An 18,001-nucleotide genomic window follows, 5' to 3' on the forward strand; every position below is an offset into this window, starting at 1 on the left:
AATATAATGAGTTTAGAACAATTTAGCAAAAGAGATGCAACTCCTGGTTATATTTACTATGAAGGTGAAAAAAAACCAAAAACTCCTTGGGAATCATTTCTTAGAGTAGTTCGCCGTGCTTTTAAAGGTGAACTTTTTGTAGGGCTTTGGATAGTTTTAAGAGAAATGGTTACAAAAGGCAATACACATACCCTTATGTATCCTGAAGAAAAATTTGTAATGGGTCCAAGATATAGAGCTGTACATAAACTTTTAAGACTTCAAGAGAGTGAAAGTGAAAGATGCATAGGTTGTGGGCTTTGTGAAAAAATTTGTATTTCAAATTGTATTAGAATGGAAACAAAACTTGATGAAAATTCAAGAAAAGAGGTATCACAATATACAATAAATTTTGGTAGATGTATATTTTGTGGTTATTGTGCTGAAGTGTGTCCTGAACTTGCTATTGTTCATAGTGGTGATTATGAAAATGCAAGTGAACAACGTGCTCATTTTGGTTTGAAAGACGATATGTTAACGCCTTTAGATGAGTTTAAGGCCAACAAACAGCAAGAGTTTCCTGGGTTTGGTGCATTAAGTGATGATGCAGATTCTTTTGTTAAAAAAACACCATTAGCGTACTGAGGTTTGTTATGTTTGAAGCTATAGCATTTTATACTTTTTCAATTCTAACCATTATTATGTTTGGAATTGTAGTTTTTACTAAAAATGCACTCTACGCAATGAGTGCATTAGCAGGCGGGATGATTTTTATTTCAGGTTTTTTCTTTCTTTTAGGGGCAGAATTTTTAGGAGTAGTTCAAATCATTGTTTATTCCGGTGCAATCATGGCAATTTATGCCTTTGGTATGATGTTTTTTGATACAACTCGTGATGTAAAAGAGAACATACACTCAAAAAAAGTACTCTATGCTTTATCTATTATCTCAGCAGTTTTAATAGTTATTATTTTGAGTGCACCAATTTATTCTGCAAATATAGAAAGCCTTTATCCTGTAGGTATTTCTCAAAACTACTCTGAAAATCCTGGTAATGTTCAGGATGTGGGTATTGTTCTATTTATTAAATATCTTGTACCATTTGAATTGGCAGCAATAATGCTTTTAGTTGCAATGATATCAGGCATTGTACTTGTAAGTAAAAGAATGGAAATGAATCTTACAGAAGAAGATAACCATGAAGAAAAAGGAGAAATTATATGATAACTTTAACGCATTATTTAGTTCTCTCAGGGATTCTTTTTAGTATAGGATTAGTGGGTGTAATGAAAAGAAAAAATCTTTTGATGCTTTTTTTCTCAACAGAAATTTTACTCAATGCAGTCAATGTTGGTTTTGCAGCAGTTTCAAAATACTATGGAGATTTAAGCGGTCAAATGTTTGCCTTTTTTATAATAGCAGTTGCAGCGAGTGAAGTTGCAGTTGGTCTTGGTTTATTGGTTCTTTGGTACAAAAAGACTGGTTCAACAGATCTTGATAGTATACAAATGATGAAAGGATAAGTGTATGGAAAAGTATTTATATATTGCACTTTTTGCACCACTTGTAGGCTCTTTAGTAACAGCATTTTTTGCCCAGTTTCCTAAAACACTGTTCACAGGAATCTTTACATCAACATTGATATTTATCTCTTTTGTAAGTTCAATGATATTACTAAACTATGTAGATATGGATACTATTGTACATGTAGAGATGATGGATTGGATTAGTGCGGGGAATCTATCTATTCCTTTTGGTTTTGTCGTTGATCAAGTTTCAGTTATTATGATGGTAACAGTTACTTTAGTTTCAACTGTTGTACATGTGTATTCTATTGGTTATATGGATCATGATAAAAGTTTTAATAGATTTTTCTCATATCTTTCAGCATTTGTATTTTCAATGATGATTTTAGTCATGAGTGATAATTTTGTTGGACTCTTTATCGGTTGGGAAGGTGTTGGTCTTTGTTCTTGGTTACTTATTGGTTTTTGGTACCATAAACATAGTGCATCTTGGGCGGCTAATGAAGCATTTATTATGAACAGGATTGCAGATCTTGGAATGCTAATGGGACTTTTTCTTATCTATTGGCAAATAGGTTCACTCCAATACGATATAGTTTTTGCAAATATAGTAAATCTTGCCCCAACAACAGTTACTTGGATAGGGATATTTTTATTTATTGGTGCTATGGGTAAATCAGCACAGTTCCCACTTCATACATGGTTAGCAGATGCGATGGAAGGACCTACTCCAGTTTCTGCACTGATTCATGCAGCAACAATGGTAACAGCAGGTGTTTATCTTGTAGTTAGAGCAAGTGAAATATATGTGCTTATCCCTGAAGTAGGAATGTTCATAGCAAGTCTTGGGGCATTTGTTGCTGTATTTGCAGCTTCAATGGCACTTGTTAATAGAGATTTAAAAAGAATTATCGCTTACTCTACCCTTTCACAACTTGGATATATGTTTGTTGCAGCAGGTCTAGGAGCTTATTGGATAGCACTTTTTCATTTAATGACTCATGCATTTTTTAAATCACTTCTATTTTTGGGTGCTGGTAATGTTATGCATGCTATGGATGATGAACTTGATATTAAGAAAATGGGTGGATTATATAGTGCTATGAAGCCAACAGCAATTTTGATGAGTATAGCTTCAGTAGCACTTGCTGGTATTTATCCATTTGCAGGGTTCTTTTCAAAAGATAAAATTTTAGAAGTTGCTTTTAATGATGGTTCTTACTTGTTATGGTTTGCCCTGTTTATAGGTGCTGGACTTACGGCTTTTTATAGTTTTCGTTTAGTTATGCTTGTATTTTTTGGTGAAAAAGTTCATGAAAAATTAGGTTTTCATCCTCATGAAGCCAAACCATTTGTCATTTATGCTCTTACACCTTTAGCTCTTTTAGCTATAGTGGCTGGATTTTTTGAGCACTCTTTTCATGAGTTTACAACACAACTTTTAAGTAATTATGAATTTACACTTGAACATAGTGTAGGAATGATTTTGATATTTGCTACTTCAGCGATTGCTATTAGTGGCATTGCTTTTGCAGTGTTTAAATACAAAAGAGGTGGATTTAGTGAAAATATTGAAAATTGGGGTATTTATAAACTTTTATCGAATCAATATTATATTCCTAAACTTTATGAAGTAGCGATAATGAAACCTTTTACAGCATTATCAAAGTTTATTTGGTTAGAAGTAGATATGAGAATAGTAGATAGTACGGTAGATATGATTGCTAAAGTTATATATGGTACTGGTGAAAAAGCAAGAAAGATGCAAAGTGGTAATCTTTCATCTATGTTGAGATGGATGGTTGTAGGCATAATTGTTCTACTTGTTTTAGCAATTTTTTATAGACCAATGGTATAGGAGTTAAGAATGGATCATATCTTATCGTTAATAATATTTTTTCCGTTACTTGCAGGAATTGCTGGATTTTTAGTAAATAAAGATAGCATAAGAGTTTATGGAATAGTAGTATCAGCTCTAGAGTTCTCTCTTACTATTGCACTATGGATAGGTTTTGATAATAATATAGATGGTTTTCAATTTGTAGAACATGCTAGTTTAATATCTAATTTTGGAATGAGTTATTCTATAGGAGTAGATGGTATATCTCTATTTTTAGTTATTCTTAGTACATTTATGACTATGATTGCACTCATTGGTCTTAATATTGAAAAAGATGCTAAAAATCTCATTATTTCTATTTTATATTTAGAGATGACTATGGTTGGTGTATTTTTAAGTTTGGATGTTATTTTATTTTATCTTTTTTGGGAATTTTCACTTGTTCCTATGCTTTATATTATAGGTGCATGGGGAAGTGATAGAAGAATATACGCAGCTATAAAATTTTTCTTATATACATTTGCAGGATCAGTCTTAATGCTTGTTGGTATTTTGTATATGGGATATTTTTATTTTCAACAAACAGGTATCTGGAGCTTTTCTATTGTAGATTGGCAATTGTTGTCTATGCCATTTAATTTACAACTTTGGTTGTTTGGAGCATTTTTCTTAGCATTTGCTATAAAAGTTCCTATGTTTCCATTTCATACATGGTTACCATATGCTCATGGACAAGCTCCAACAATTGGTTCGGTTATACTTGCAGCAGTACTCTTAAAGATGGGAACTTATGGGATGGTAAGATTTTTACTACCACTTTTTCCTGATGCCACAATATATTTTTTAATGCCAATAGCAATAGTTGCTATTATAATGGTTATTTATGCTGCTATGGTGGCATATGCCCAAGAAGACATGAAACAAGTTATTGCTTATAGTTCCATCTCTCACATGGGTATTATTATACTCGGTATTTTTGCAATCAACGCAGAAGGTATTACAGGATCAATTTTTCTTATGATAAGCCATGGTATTGTTAGTGGTGCTTTGTTTATGTTAGTTGGTTGTATTTATGATAGAAGACATACTAAAAATATGAGTGAATTTGGTGGGCTTGCTATTTCAATGCCTACCTTTGCTACTATTTATGGAATTATGTTAATGGCTTCAGTTGGACTTCCTTTAACGATTGGTTTTGTTGGAGAGTTTTTATCTCTTATGGGATTTTATAAAGTGAATTGGTTAATGACTCTTTTTGCAGGAACAGGTATCATCTTAGGGGCTGTTTACATGTTAACTCTTTATAAAAGGTCATTTTTTGGAGAAATTACAAATGAGAAAAATAGAGGTTTAAAAGATCTTCATGGTAGAGAGTTAGTTGCTCTTGTACCATTGGTTGCATTAGTTGCAATTTTAGGAATTTATCCTAAACCACTATTAGAACCAATTGATTTAAGTGTTAAAAAAATGCTTGTTTTGATGCATAAAAAAGCTGTTTTGCCAGATACACAAGATTTTATTCTTAAAGTCAATACAATTAAAGGAGGTGAGTAATGTTAGAACCAATCTTAATAAGTTTTGAATCTCTCAATATTACTTCTTTGCTTCCAATGGCAATTTTAGTTTTTGGTGCTTTGTCTATCATTTGTATAGATTTAATGACAAAAGCTCTTTCCCGCAGTTTTTATACTATTTTAACAGTACTATTTATAACTTTATCTTTAGGAGCAGTACTTGGATATCACGGAGGGAACAGAGGATTTTTTGATGTTGTTTTAGTGGATGGTATTGCTTTACTTTCTCAAATCATTATTCTTGTAACTTCAGCATTTTATGTACCACTTGCACTTGGTGGACGTCGTTTTCAAGAGTTTGCAATGGCAGAATTTTATGCACTTTTCTTGTTTATGATTGTTGGATTTCAATTTATGGTGGCCACTGATAACCTTATATTGATTTTTATTGGACTTGAAACTGCTTCGTTAGCACTGTATACAATGATTGCTATGCATAACCGTAAAAAAGCGAGTGAGGCTGCTCTTAAATATTTTACTATGGGAGCACTCGCTGCTGGTTTTTATACTATGAGTGCTTTGATTTTTTATACGCTTACAGGAAGTGTTGAAATTCATCAAATCGCAGAAATTCTTCAATCAAAGGGGTTTGAGCCGATTATTGGAGTATTAGCTGGAACAGTATTTATGTTAGGTGCACTTGGTTTTAAATTATCCATGGTGCCATTTCATACATGGACTCCTGATGTTTATGAAGGAAGTTCATCAGCACTTGCAGGATACATGTCAATTGTACCAAAAATAGCAGGTTTTGTTGTTGCTTTAAGATTTTTTGATATGCTAATGGATTCTAATATTGTTTGGTTAGATAATATCCTTTATATAGCGGTTGTTTTAACCATGACTTTAGGAAATATAATAGCCCTTGTTCAAGAAGATGTTAAAAGAATGTTAGCTTTTAGCTCCATTGCTCATTCAGGTTTTGTATTATCTGCAATTTTAATAGGATCAACTGAAGCTCATGCAGGACTTTTTCTTTATTGGGTTTTATTTATGTTAGCAAACCTAGGAGCTTTTACAATGTTGTGGGCAACTAGACATAGAAAAAATCTTTGGGATGGGAGATTCCAGCATCCTTTTGTTAAGTTTTCAGGTATGATAAAAATAATGCCAGCAAATGCTGTTATCATGGGTATTTTTATGTTTGCTCTGGCAGGTATGCCTCCATTTTCAGTATTTTGGGGTAAATTATATTTAGTAAGTGCTGCTGTAAATAATGGTTTTATTTGTTTAGCTATTATTATGGCACTCAATAGTGCTATTGCTGTTTATTATTATATGAAATTGATGGTTTATATGTTTTTAAAAGAGCCACTGAGTAATGATGAACGTATATATACAAGCAATACATCAACAACATTGAAAGTAATTTTAGCTTTTGCTGCATTTCTTACATCTACATCTGTTATTATAGTTAATCCTCTTTTAGAGATAATAACTAACTATGTCAAAATAAGTGGATTTTAATATTTAAAAAGGAGTAGCACGAGTTACTCCTTTTTTGATATAATGCTTCCATGAAAAAAATACTACTACTCTTATTCTTTATTGCAACACAACTTTTTTCTTTAACTATTGTTTTAAATAGTGCAAAAGAGAATGGAACTGCTTATGCAATTTTACATATAGAAGATACTCAAAGTGTTGATTGTCAAATTGTTCCACAAGATTTAGATAAAAAAATATATCTTTGTAAATTCAATAAAATAGTTAAAACACCAATAAGTGCAAAAAAAATGTCACTTGTTAATATCGATTTTTTAGAAAAAGAAAAAGAGTTTTATATAAGAATTGAGCCAAAGGTAAAATCAAAATTAATTCCAGTAGGAAATGCTTTATATGCAAATAAAGAAGTAACTGGGAAACAAAATAAAAAAAATTTTAAACATTGGAGTATACTTCTTTATGAAAAGTCCCCTTTTTTACAAGATGAAGAAAGGGATAGTATAGATTTTCCTATTATGTACTCAAAAAATTTAAAGCCTTATATTGGAGCACTTGATCTTAATGGGGCTCCTATATCTTATGCTCAAAGTAAAGATATTAGGCTTTACCTTAGATTAAAAAAATCATATAAACAAAAAAAATATCGAGATGTAGTTGAAGATAGTATTGATGCAATTAAAAAATTTCCACAAACTATTTTTAAAAGTGAGTTTTTACTTTATAGATTAAAAGCACTTGATAAAGGGATGGAAGAAAATGAAAGTGATATAGCTGTTAAATTTGATAGTAATGATATAGTTCGTGAAGGTAAAGTTTGGATTAAATCTTTTCCTTCTGATAACAATATTCCTGAAGTTATCATGCTTATTGCAAAAGCTTATTTGAAAATGGGGTTTAAATCAGATGCTAATTATTTTATGGATATTTTAATAAGTGAGCATGAAGATAGCCCTTTTACAAAGAAAGCTATTTTAGTGTTTGCAGATTCTCTTTATAATTCAAGAAAAAAAGATAAAGCGATTAAACTTTACCAAGATGTTCTATATTCTGCAAAAGATTTAGATATAGCTGCAGAAGCAGCAATTAGACTGAGTAATTCAGAAATGAACAGAGGTAAAATAGATAGTGCTAGAGAATATTTAGTAAAAGTTTTAGATGCAAATAAAGAGTATTTGTTAAAAGATCGGGTTGCTTCTTTTAAGTTTGCAAAAAAATTAGCTAGTAAAAATCTTTATGATGTGGCATCAAAAGTTGCTGACGTTTTACTTGATGGTTTGAAAAAAACAGATGAGAATAGAGAAGCATTATTAAGAGATAGTGGTTTATGGCATACAAAAGCAAATAATATAAAAGAAGCATATGCCAGATTACAACAATATCTTAAAGAGTATAAAAATGGAGATTTTGTAAAAGAAGTTCAAACAAGTTTGGATGAATTGTTTTTTGAGTTAAATGAAACAAACGAGACAAAACTAGCAAATTATTATGATACGCTTATTAAAAAATATAAAAATAAAATAGGAGATAAAGCTGTAGTTGAAAAAGCAAAGTTATTTTTATCTCAGAAAAAGTATAAAGATGTTCTAAAAATGCAAAATATGTTAGAATATGTGAGTGAAAAAAATGCAACAACAACAAATAAATTTGTGCAAAGTGCTGCAGATGCTCTAGTTAAACTTTCTATAAAAAAAGATGAGTGTATGCAAGCAGTCAATTATATAGAAACATATAAATTAGATATAGAAACATTTGATAAAGCAAATATTTTTAATTGTTTAATTAGAACTTCTAGGTTTGAAAAAGCAAAAAAACTGAGTGAAAAATATATAAAAGAGAGTAATTTAAATAAAAGAGTAACTTGGTTAGAAAGATATCTTTTGAGCCAGTATAAATTGAATAAATATGCTAGTGCTGTTGATGTTGGAGATGATATTATCTCTTTATCAAAATCTTTAAAAATAAAGCCTAAAAATAAAACGCTACAAATGATATTCTTCTCTTTAATGAAATTAGAAAAATTAGAAAAAGCGATAGAAATAGCTAAACTTATAGAAAAAAATAGTCCAAATGAATTAAATAATAGTGATGTATTTATAGAGATAGTAAAAAAAGCTGTTGATGATAGAAATGATTTGTTGTTAAAAGAGTATGCAAATAAGATAATTGCACTTCAAAAAAAGCATAATAGCTATGTTCATACACCTATAGTAGAATTAAGCCTCATAGGAGCACTACAAAGGTTAGAAAAACCAAAAGAAGCTTTAGGGATAGCAAAGAGTCTATTGAATAAAAATATCGCTTTAAAAGATAAAACAAGAGCTTATTACAATGCAGGTGAGCTTAGTATGAAACTAAAGCAAAATGAGGAAGCAAAAAAATATTTTAAACAGTGTGCAGATATAAAAGTAAAAAGTTCATGGAAAGATATTTGTGAGCAAAATTTAAAACTGTTTTAGTATAGCTTCTCTTATATCGTGTACACTTCCTTTAAAATGTTCTTTAAATTGAGTACTATTAAAAGTTCGTTGTCTTTTTGCAAGTCGGGCAGTATTTATGATGATTTTTTCTTTTAATTCATCTTTATTCATTTTGCCGTCTAAAAAACCAAGACACTCTTTTATACCTATGGCTTTCATAGGATTAGGTGATCTTGTATATTTTTTTTCAAGATAAAAAACTTCATCTATAAGTCCAGTATCAATCATGATTTGTGTTCTTAATGAAATTCTATCCCTTAAAATCTCTTTATCGATGACTATTTCATAAAGTTTTATATCCTTTACAATAGGCTCTTTTTCGTTTTGTTTAAAAAATTCACTCGGGATTGTATTGGTTTGAAAATATATTTCTAACCATTTTTCTATTCGATAAGAGTCACTTTTACTGATAGCATTCGCATATTTTTTATCTATTTGATTGATGATTTCATACCCATTAGCTAAATTTTTTGAAACTTTTTGTTTTGTCTCTTCACTAAGAGGTGGTTTATAGCTCACACCGTCAATCATAGATTTTAGATAAAAACCTGTTCCTCCAACTATGATAAGGTTTTTATTTTCTTGGCTACTTTGCTTTTTTGCTTCTTTGTATAATTCAAAAAAGGTAGTGACATTAAAACTCTCATTAATTGATAACGCATCAATTCCAAAATGTTTTATATTGCCTCTCTCTTGTAGAGTAGGTTTTGCTGAAGCTATATCAATTTCTTTATAAATACTAAGGGAGTCTAGTGAGAGTATATTTGCATTTAATTGTTTTGCCAACTCTATACTAAGAGAAGTTTTTCCTGAAGCAGTTGGTCCAAGTATGGCAATGTCTTGCAAAGTTATCCTTTAAAAAGTAATGGTATACATATTTTTATTTTTTTTATTAATGTATTTAAATATTTAAATATTTTTATCTGTAATTATAACACCTTTAAAGTAATTTTTAGTAAAATGAAGAAATAAAAAAGACAACAAAGGGTTGATTTGCAAAATTTCTTGAAAATATTAAAAGATATAAATGAGCTTATTATGTTTAAGCATTCTATATTTTCTCTTCCATTTATTTTTATTGCTATGATAGTATCTTCTAAAGAGATTAATGAAACTTCTTGGTTTGGTTGGGAACTTTTACTTTTAGGTCTAATTGCTGCGATTAGTGCAAGAAACTTTGCTATGAGTTTTAATAGATATGTTGATAGAGATATAGACAAAGATAATCCAAGAACAGCTTCAAGACCAAGTGTAGATGGTCGTGTTGGAAATAAAAATATGAAATTATTTATAGGCATTAATGCTTTAGTTTTTATACTAACAGCATATTTTATTAATAATCTTGCTTTAATACTTTCAATACCTATACTTGTTATTTTGGCTGGATATTCAATTTTTAAACGTTTTTCATCTTACGCCCATCTTATTTTAGGTATATCTTTAGGATTAGCTCCAATAGCTGGTGTAGTAGCAGTGAGTCAAAGTATTACTCTGTGGTCAGTTTTGTTAGCTTTTGGAGTAATGTTTTGGGTTGCTGGATTTGATTTACTATATTCTTTACAAGATATGGAGTATGATAAAGAGAAAGGATTGTTTTCTATTCCTTCAGTTTATGGGAAAGATGCAACATTTTTTATATCGCGTCTTTTTCATGCCCAAACAATACTTTTTTGGTTATTGTTTGTTATAAGTGCAAATTTAGGTATTTGGGCATATTTAGGAGTGTTTTTAAGTGCATGTATACTTTTTATGGAACATAAAATTGTTATTAAAGATTTTACAAAAATAGATAGAGCATTTTTTACTCTTAATGGATATTTAGGCATAATGTTCTTTATTTTAATTTTTCTAGATAGGTTTTAAATGGATTTAATTCGTTATGTAAGTGCTCCTTTAAAAATAACTTTTGACATTGATGAAAATTTAGAAGAGCATAAAAGAGAGTATGATTCTCTTTCTTCTAGTGATGATGATAGTGTTGGAGAGTGGTTAAGACTTGCAAAAGCTCGTGGAGAAACAGGAGAGAGCGATCAAGTTTTACTTACTTTAGTGGTAGAACTACATAGAAAAATAGATGATTTGAACTCTTACATAAGAGGCGAAAAAACAGAGTTGATTGGGCTTCTATGTAAAGGTGATATTGAGGCTATCAATTATGAGTATTTTAGAGTTAAAGAGGAACTATTTGAAAAAGATAGAAAATATTATGGAAGAGTTGAGATGCCTTTTTTTCCAAAAAGAGAAGTTCCTATATATTTTAAAGCAGTGAGTAAAAATGAAGCTAAGATAGTCTTACTTCATGAAAGAGATGAAAAAGATTGGAATGCGTACGTAGTAGCTAGAGAAAGAATTATGATAAGAGAAATGAGGGCAAATAAAGATGGGATTTGATATGTCATTAGAGTTAATGGGTTTAATTGGACTAACAGTGTTGATTGTGATAATTTTTCTTATGATGAGTATGAAAGATACAGAGACATCAAAAAAACTTTCAAGGTATGAGCAAAGTATAGATAATTTAGCCCAACAAAATCATAGACTTAGAAAAGAGATAATAGAACTTTCAAAACAAAGAGATAAATTTATAGAAGAGATGGATGATATTCTTGAAGATAGAGTCAAAGAAAAAGTGCAACATAGTGTTTATCCTTTGATAGAATCAATGAGAGAAATAGAGCATGTTATGCAAAGTTTTCAAGATGAACAAGTAGAAAGAATAGATAGAATGGAAGAGCGCTCAAGTGAGATAAGTTATATTCCAGCAGGAAATACGGCCTCCAATGAAAAGCTTATTATTGCACAATATGGTTCAGGAAAGAGTGAAGCTGCTATTGCGAAAGATTTACGTATTGGTATTGGTGAGGTTGATTTAGTTTTAAAGTTGGCTAACTTAAAATAATGCCATTAGATGTAGATAATTCTTGGAGTGAAATAATCACATATGCTTATGATGGATTAACACCAAAATACAGGAAATTTTTAGAAGCAAATGAAGGTTATTTTCCTAATTATACAAATTTTTTAAATGCATTTAAAACACTTCCATTAGATAAAACAAAGTATATTCTTTTTGGACAAGACCCTTATCCTAGAGAACAAAGTGCTACTGGATATGCTTTTATAGATGGAAATGTGAAAAATATATTTTCCCAAAAAGGATTTTCTAAAGAGGTCAATAGGGCAACTAGTTTGAGGAATTTTTTAAAAATGCTTCTTTTAAGTGAAGGGTATTTAAATAGTGATGATTTATCTCAAGAAGCTATAGCAAAGTTAAATAAAGAAAAATTCATTGATTCAATTAATGAGTTAAAAGATAACTTTCAAAAAAGTGGGGTATTGCTTTTAAATATAGCTTTAATCTTTACATGTAAAGAGGATACTAATTTACATGTAAAAGAGTTTAGAGTGTTTATGCAAAGACTTTTGAGTAGACTTGAATCTTATAAAATTGAGTTAATTTTGTTTGGAGCTATGGCTAAAGATATTAAAAAGAATTTACCTGCTGCGTTGGAGTACAAAACAATTGAAACCCTACATCCTTACAATATAGGGTTTATTCATGATACAAAAGTTTGGGAACTTTTTAAGCCAATGTCTCTTCTTGACAAGGAACTTCATCACTAGATAATTCATTAAGTAAACCAAATAATTTAGTGCTTGCTTCTTCCATTTGTTTGAAGTTTTGTACTAATGGAGTTAATTCTTGTGCTCTATAACCTCCTCCTTCTTGTACAATATTCATATTTTCATGAACTTTATCATGTACTATTTTGTGAGGTTCATCTATGAGAGGATATACTTTTTTACAAGAAAATCTTTCTTTACCTTGACCCTCGGCATACCATTTCCCAAGTCTACAGTTTGAATGATGGCTAAATTCTTCATCATAGTTTTCATTGAGTATAGCAGTATAAGCACTTGTTTTATATACAATATGATCAATTTTTGCTAAAGTAACAAAAGTCTTATTTTCCATAGTATAAGCTATCTTAGCTGTGTTATTTGCAGTTTCATTGAACTCATGTAAAGTATGCTCAAAATTATTGATGCTATCTTCAGAAGCGTTTGCAATATCATTTATTCTTTCTGAATTTGTTTGAATACCTGTTGTCTCTTGTTGCAGTGTTTGTATTGTTATACCTATTTCAGAAGTGGCTTTTCCTGTACGCTCAGCCAATTTTTTAACTTCTTCTGCAACAACAGCAAATCCACGACCATGTTCACCTGCACGAGCAGCTTCAATTGCAGCATTGAGTGCTAAAAGATTTGTTTGATCTGCAATGTCTTTAATAAGCGCAACAATAGAAGATATTTCAGCAGTTCTTTCACCTAAAGAAGTAATTGCTGCATTAGAGTTATTGATAAGTTCAAGAAGCTCTTTTAAATCATTAGAAACACTACTTACAAGACTAAGGCTTTGGTTTGATTTATCAGCAGTTTTTCCAGAAGATATAGAGATGTCACTCATCACTTTTATACTACTATTTAAATCTTTTTGTATATCATTAATACCATTATTTCCATTACCTAGTTTTGAAAATTCAGTGATTAAAAGACCTTTTGTAAGGCCTTTTTGACCTTTGATAATACCAGAAACACCTTTACTTATGCGTTGAGCATTTGCACTAAATATACCTCTAAACCCTTCATTGAAAACATTTCTATAAGTTTTACCAGCACTAGCACTTTCTATAGCAGTTTTAGTTTCTCTTTGAATTGCTTCTACTTGGTCAAGTAAATCATTTACATTTTGAGCAATTTTACCCAAGTGGTTTGTATTATCTATATTAATAATCCTAGGTTCTAAGTTTCCTTTTCCTGCTTCCGCTGTGACTGCAAGAAGTTTTTCATAAAGTTCAGCATCACATTGAATAGTTTTACGATTTCCAAAAAAAGACCCAGCTATAGCTCCTGTTAAAAGAGTTGAACCACTTAGTAAGTCTCCACTACTAAACTGGTATACACTAACAGCAAATAATGTTATACCTAATAAAATTTGAGGTTTATAATCTTTGAAGATGATTTGAAAGTTCTTCATAACTCATTCCTTTTTCTTTTAATAACTTTTCTATATGAGAATAAGAGGCATTTATGCCATCTTTGTTTTCAAGTTCAATAAGTTCTTTATATAGAGGAATAATAACCTCTAGTGCTTTAGGATTTGGTTTTCTTCTGACTGAATAATAACCAATTGTATTACCTTTATTGTCTGTAGAAGCAGTTACATTTGCAAATACCCAATAAAAACCTCCATCAGCACTCATGTTCTTTACATAAGCGAAAATTTCTTCTTTTGCTTGAATTTTTTCCCAAAGTAATTTGAATATAACTTTAGGCATATCTGGATGACGGACAATATTATGAGGTTTTCCTAATAACTGTGTTTCTTTGTATCCTGCAATTTCCATAAAAGGTGGATTGCAGTAAGTAATTCTTCCTTTAGTATCAGTTTTTGATACTAAAAATGCATCAGCTTTAACAACTGATTCTTTATTTATAGGGGATGGTTTCATCTTTAGCTCCATTTGTGTAACAACAACATTTTAACTATATTACCTAAGAGTGTTTTACAATTACATTAAAAAAAAAGATATAATGTTTTATCAAAAATTAGGAATATAAAGTGTTATTAGATGGATATGGAAGAAAAGTAAATTATTTACGAGTTTCAGTCACTGAAAGATGTAACTTTAGATGTCAATATTGTATGCCTGAAAAACCATTTTCTTGGGTTCCAAAAGAGAATTTACTCTCATTTGAAGAGCTCTTTTTATTTATAAAAGTAGGGATAGATGAAGGCATTGATAAGATACGTATAACAGGTGGTGAGCCGTTATTACGTAAAGGTTTGGATCAATTTATTAGAATGATAAATGATTATAAATCAGGTTTAGATATCGCTTTAACAACGAATGGTTATTTACTTAGTGACATTGCACAAGATTTAAAAGATGCAGGATTAAAAAGAATTAATGTGTCATTAGATACGTTAAAAGATGATGTAGCTCATAAGATTTCTGGAAAAGATGTATTAAAAAAAGTAAAAGAAGGTATTGAAAAAGCTAGGGAAGTTGGTCTTGGTATAAAGATTAATAATGTTCCATTAAAAGGTGTCAATGCAGAAGAACTTTTAGATGTTTTAGAGTACTGTAAACAAAGAGATATGCCTATACGTTTTATAGAATATATGGAAAACCAACATGCAAAAGAAAAACTTGTAGGTTTAAATAGTAATGAAATTCAAGAAATAGTTGCTACAAAATATAATTTTCAAGAAGTCAAAAGAGATACGGCAAGTCCAGCTCAAATGTTTGAGTTTGAAGATGGATATAGATTTGGCATTATTAGTCCTCATAAACATGATTTTTGCGAAGATTGTAATCGTATTCGTTTGACTGCTGAGGGGCTTTTAATCCCTTGTTTATACTTTGAAGAAGCGATGAGTATCAAAAAAGCTGTCCAATCAGGGGATATTGGGGCTGCTGCAGAAGTTTTAAAAGAGGTTTTAAAAAATAAGCCAGAAAAAAACAAATGGAGCAGCGATGATAACAATGAAACTTCTAGTCGAGCATTTTATGAAACGGGTGGATGATAAAAATTAATAGTTTTCAGAACTATTAATTTTTTAAAAAAGCAAAAAATTCTACAAAGGCATCTTTTTCAATGATGTTTGTATTTTTTATGAGCGCATAACCATTGCATTTTGCAAGTACATTTAGCATTCCAGCTTTAAAAGATGGGGCACTTTTGAAAGTTATACCATTAAAAAAGCCGGGAATAGCACTTGTACAGTTATCTTTACATGTAAACTCTTCTTCATTTTTTACAAAGATACTTTTTTTATTTTGAATATTTTCATTTTTAATAATTTTCAAAGTAGGAATTCCAAGTAATTCAAAGCCAAGGAGTGAGGATAATGGAAGACCTGGAAGATGCAGTATTGGAGTCTCATTAAAAATACTTAGTGCTGTTGGACTAGCGGGGGCAATTTGGACTTTATGAAATAAAATTTTAAATTCATCACTATAGAGAGTTTTACTCATCGCATCATGCATACTCATCGCTCCAGTTGTGACTATAAAATCACTTTTTTCACTTAACTCTTGTAAGCATTCTAAAATTTCATTTTTATCATTTTTAGATTGCCATACCTTGTGTATATTTGCACCACTTTCTAAAATTCTGGCCCCAAGTGAAAGAGCATTAGAGTTGTAAACTTCTCCTTCTTTAATATCTTTTTGAATGGGGCATAAGTTATCACCAATACTTAAAATACTGACTTTAATTCTTTTAAATACTTTTATAGATTTTATACCTTGAGAAGCGAGAGAGGTTATACTATATGCTGTAATATAATCTCCCTTTTTTAGAAGAAGTTCACCTTTTTTAATGTCTTCTGCTACCTCTTTTATATTTTGTTTCATTGTTACATGATTTGAATTATTGATTTCTTCAAGTGGAATTACAGCTACTGTTCCTTCTTTTAATGTATCACCGGTTGAGACTTGATAAGATTTATTGCCTAAAAGTGCAATGCCATCTCTTAGACTAATTGGCGCAGATGGAAGATCAGAAGAAGCATATAAGTCTTCAGCACAAATATGTTTAACACAAGCGAGTAAAGGCAGGTTTTTTGTTTCAGACGCAGTTGAAATTTCGTTGGCTATAATTTCAAGAGCATTTTTGTAACTAATCATTTGGTAAAGTCCTTTAAGCTATAATTATATCAAAATTAAAAATTTATCTTTTCTTTAAAAGGAGAAACACAATGGAAGAATTGATTTTAACGTCAATAAAGTTTCATAAATATTTTGTATATGCAATGGTTTTAGTAGCTATTTTAAATTTATTTTTTATTTTTACAAACAAAGAGTTTTCAAAAAAAGTAAAGTTAATTAATCCAATATATTATATGTTTCTTGCTGCTGTTATTTTTACAGGAGTACTTATTTTAGGTGCTTATCAGTTTTATATGTCGCATAGTGTTATGCTTATGATAATTGTTTGGCTTGTTATATTTATTATGAGTATGAAACTTTTTAAGATTTACAAGTATGGAACAAATGTACATTATAGAGCATTTGCTAAGAAAAAATATATGTTAGATATAGTGTTAATTGTAGTTACAATAGGCGCAACACATATGGTGAAGTAAGTGCAGTTTATCTATGCTGATGTGGCAGGTGAGCCAAATTTATCTTTACATGTAAAAGATTATTCACATATTTTTAAAGTGCGAAGAGTAGCTATTGGGCAAAAGCTTGATTGGCGAAATTTAAAAGATAGTAATCTTTATACTTATGAGATAGAGTCTATTACAAAAAAAGAGGCTATATTAAAACTTATTAATATAAAAGAGACTAAGGATATCTCTACATGTAACCTTCATGTTGGTTGGTGTGTAGTTGAGCCTAAAACTATTGAAAAAAATATAGCGATGTTAAATGAAATGGGTGTGAAAAAAGTTACTTTTGTTTATGCTGATTTTTCACAAAAAAATTATAAAATTGATGAAGAAAGATTAAGAAGAATTTTAATTAATTCAAGTGAACAATCTGGTAGAAGTATTTTAATGGAATTAGAAGTACTAAATAGTGTGCAAGAGTATTTAGAAAAGTATCCTTGTAGTGCTATTATAGATTTTAGCCAAAATTATTTAAGTCAAGATGTCGAGGTTAGTAACTTTTTAGTTGGACCAGAAGGTGGGTTTAGTGAAGAAGAGAGAAAACTTTTTGAAAAAAGAAAAATATTTGGGTTAAAAAGTACAAATATACTAAAAAGTGAGACAGCAGTTGTTGGAGTTTGTGCAAAAATCATACTTTAGCTTGAAATTAAAGCTTCTTTTTGATATAATCCCAATTCCCCTTCCCTGCTATATAGTAGTGGACGCTTTCAAGGGTTTACTGTATTTTTAAGAGCTAGGGCAATTTATTATTAATTTTTAGGATAAAGAAATGAAAAAAGATATACATCCAGAATATGTAGAATGTACTGTGACTTGTGCGTGTGGAAACAACTTTGCAACAATGTCTAACAAATCAGAAATGAGAATTGATATCTGTAGTGAATGTCATCCATTTTTCACAGGTAGTGAAAAAATTGTTGATGCTGCAGGTAGAGTTGAGAAATTTAAGAAAAAATATAACTTAAAATAGCTCCT

At 30.2% G+C, this 18,001-nt stretch carries 19 protein-coding genes; 15 read left to right on the forward strand and 4 right to left on the reverse strand.

The annotated features are described in order from the left end of the window. The first annotated feature begins 6 nt into the window (after positions 1-6). The 7 genes from nuoI to K354_RS0107620 are packed head-to-tail and all read left to right on the forward strand — an operon-like array spanning position 7 to position 8,820. Positions 7-624 carry an NADH-quinone oxidoreductase subunit NuoI gene (gene nuoI, locus K354_RS0107590; protein ID WP_024954905.1) on the forward strand — a complete coding sequence of 206 codons (618 nt, stop codon included), beginning with the start codon at positions 7-9 and terminating at the stop codon, positions 622-624. Positions 625-632: 8 nt separating this feature from the next. Continuing rightward, complete coding sequence (locus K354_RS0107595; protein WP_024954906.1) at positions 633-1,202, forward strand: NADH-quinone oxidoreductase subunit J; 570 nt, start codon at positions 633-635, stop codon at positions 1,200-1,202. Beyond that, positions 1,199-1,501: an NADH-quinone oxidoreductase subunit NuoK gene (gene nuoK, locus K354_RS0107600; protein ID WP_024954907.1), complete on the forward strand. Its 303-nt coding sequence runs from the start codon at positions 1,199-1,201 to the stop codon at positions 1,499-1,501. The genes K354_RS0107595 and nuoK overlap by 4 nt, the downstream gene beginning before the upstream one ends. 4 nt (positions 1,502-1,505) lie before the next feature. Then, positions 1,506-3,362: an NADH-quinone oxidoreductase subunit L gene (gene nuoL, locus K354_RS0107605; protein ID WP_024954908.1), complete on the forward strand. Its 1,857-nt coding sequence runs from the start codon at positions 1,506-1,508 to the stop codon at positions 3,360-3,362. A gap of 9 nt (positions 3,363-3,371) precedes the next feature. Further along, positions 3,372-4,898: an NADH-quinone oxidoreductase subunit M gene (locus K354_RS0107610; protein WP_024954909.1), complete on the forward strand. Its 1,527-nt coding sequence runs from the start codon at positions 3,372-3,374 to the stop codon at positions 4,896-4,898. Then, on the forward strand, positions 4,898-6,385 hold the full coding sequence (gene nuoN / locus K354_RS0107615; protein ID WP_024954910.1) for an NADH-quinone oxidoreductase subunit NuoN: 1,488 nt from the start codon (positions 4,898-4,900) through the stop codon (positions 6,383-6,385). Before K354_RS0107610 ends, nuoN begins: the two co-directional genes overlap by 1 nt. 50 nt (positions 6,386-6,435) lie before the next feature. Next, a complete protein-coding gene (locus tag K354_RS0107620; protein WP_024954911.1) occupies positions 6,436-8,820 on the forward strand; it encodes a tetratricopeptide repeat protein in 2,385 nt (794 codons plus the stop codon). Here the strand turns inward: K354_RS0107620 and miaA are convergent. After that, complete coding sequence (gene miaA, locus K354_RS0107625; protein ID WP_024954912.1) at positions 8,806-9,687, reverse strand: tRNA (adenosine(37)-N6)-dimethylallyltransferase MiaA; 882 nt, start codon at positions 9,685-9,687, stop codon at positions 8,806-8,808. The two genes, K354_RS0107620 and miaA, sit on opposite strands and share 15 nt — an antisense overlap. A gap of 147 nt (positions 9,688-9,834) precedes the next feature. On the opposite strand from miaA, the gene mqnP reads away from it, so the two are divergent. Genes mqnP through K354_RS0107645 form a run of 4 tightly spaced genes read left to right on the forward strand, consistent with a single transcriptional unit; the run spans position 9,835 to position 12,465 of the window. Then, entirely contained in the window at positions 9,835-10,704 is an 870-nt protein-coding gene (mqnP, locus tag K354_RS0107630) for a menaquinone biosynthesis prenyltransferase MqnP (protein WP_024954913.1), read from the forward strand. Further along, a complete protein-coding gene (locus K354_RS0107635) occupies positions 10,705-11,232 on the forward strand; it encodes a hypothetical protein (RefSeq protein ID WP_024954914.1) in 528 nt (175 codons plus the stop codon). A gap of 1 nt (position 11,233) precedes the next feature. Next, positions 11,234-11,740, forward strand: coding sequence for a DUF6115 domain-containing protein (locus K354_RS0107640; protein WP_024954915.1), 507 nt, complete (start codon positions 11,234-11,236; stop codon positions 11,738-11,740). Further along, complete coding sequence (locus tag K354_RS0107645) at positions 11,740-12,465, forward strand: uracil-DNA glycosylase family protein (RefSeq protein WP_024954916.1); 726 nt, start codon at positions 11,740-11,742, stop codon at positions 12,463-12,465. Before K354_RS0107640 ends, K354_RS0107645 begins: the two co-directional genes overlap by 1 nt. Here K354_RS0107645 and K354_RS0107650 read toward each other — a convergent pair. Further along, positions 12,425-13,879 carry a methyl-accepting chemotaxis protein gene (locus K354_RS0107650; RefSeq protein WP_024954917.1) on the reverse strand — a complete coding sequence of 485 codons (1,455 nt, stop codon included), beginning with the start codon at positions 13,877-13,879 and terminating at the stop codon, positions 12,425-12,427. The genes K354_RS0107645 and K354_RS0107650 overlap by 41 nt on opposite strands. After that, complete coding sequence (locus K354_RS0107655; protein ID WP_024954918.1) at positions 13,845-14,354, reverse strand: PAS domain-containing protein; 510 nt, start codon at positions 14,352-14,354, stop codon at positions 13,845-13,847. Before K354_RS0107655 ends, K354_RS0107650 begins: the two co-directional genes overlap by 35 nt. Positions 14,355-14,464: 110 nt before the next feature. Between K354_RS0107655 and moaA the strand changes: the two genes are divergently transcribed. After that, positions 14,465-15,433, forward strand: coding sequence for a GTP 3',8-cyclase MoaA (gene moaA / locus K354_RS0107660; protein WP_024954919.1), 969 nt, complete (start codon positions 14,465-14,467; stop codon positions 15,431-15,433). A gap of 25 nt (positions 15,434-15,458) precedes the next feature. On the opposite strand, the gene K354_RS0107665 is transcribed toward moaA, so the two are convergent. Continuing rightward, positions 15,459-16,538 (reverse strand): molybdopterin-binding protein, encoded by a 1,080-nt coding sequence (locus tag K354_RS0107665; protein WP_024954920.1) that lies wholly within the window; start codon positions 16,536-16,538, stop codon positions 15,459-15,461. 71 nt (positions 16,539-16,609) lie between these two features. On the opposite strand from K354_RS0107665, the gene K354_RS0107670 reads away from it, so the two are divergent. The 3 genes from K354_RS0107670 (at position 16,610) to rpmE (ending at position 17,996) form a co-directional block, all read left to right on the forward strand. Next, entirely contained in the window at positions 16,610-16,996 is a 387-nt protein-coding gene (locus tag K354_RS0107670; protein ID WP_024954921.1) for a hypothetical protein, read from the forward strand. Then, positions 16,997-17,665 (forward strand): 16S rRNA (uracil(1498)-N(3))-methyltransferase, encoded by a 669-nt coding sequence (locus tag K354_RS0107675; protein WP_024954922.1) that lies wholly within the window; start codon positions 16,997-16,999, stop codon positions 17,663-17,665. Positions 17,666-17,795: 130 nt separating this feature from the next. After that, complete coding sequence (rpmE, locus tag K354_RS0107680) at positions 17,796-17,996, forward strand: 50S ribosomal protein L31 (protein ID WP_024954923.1); 201 nt, start codon at positions 17,796-17,798, stop codon at positions 17,994-17,996. Positions 17,997-18,001: the final 5 nt, after the last annotated feature.

The organism is Sulfurospirillum arcachonense DSM 9755 (genome assembly GCF_000597725.1).
In the GTDB taxonomy this organism is placed as follows: domain Bacteria; phylum Campylobacterota; class Campylobacteria; order Campylobacterales; family Sulfurospirillaceae; genus Sulfurospirillum_A; species Sulfurospirillum_A arcachonense.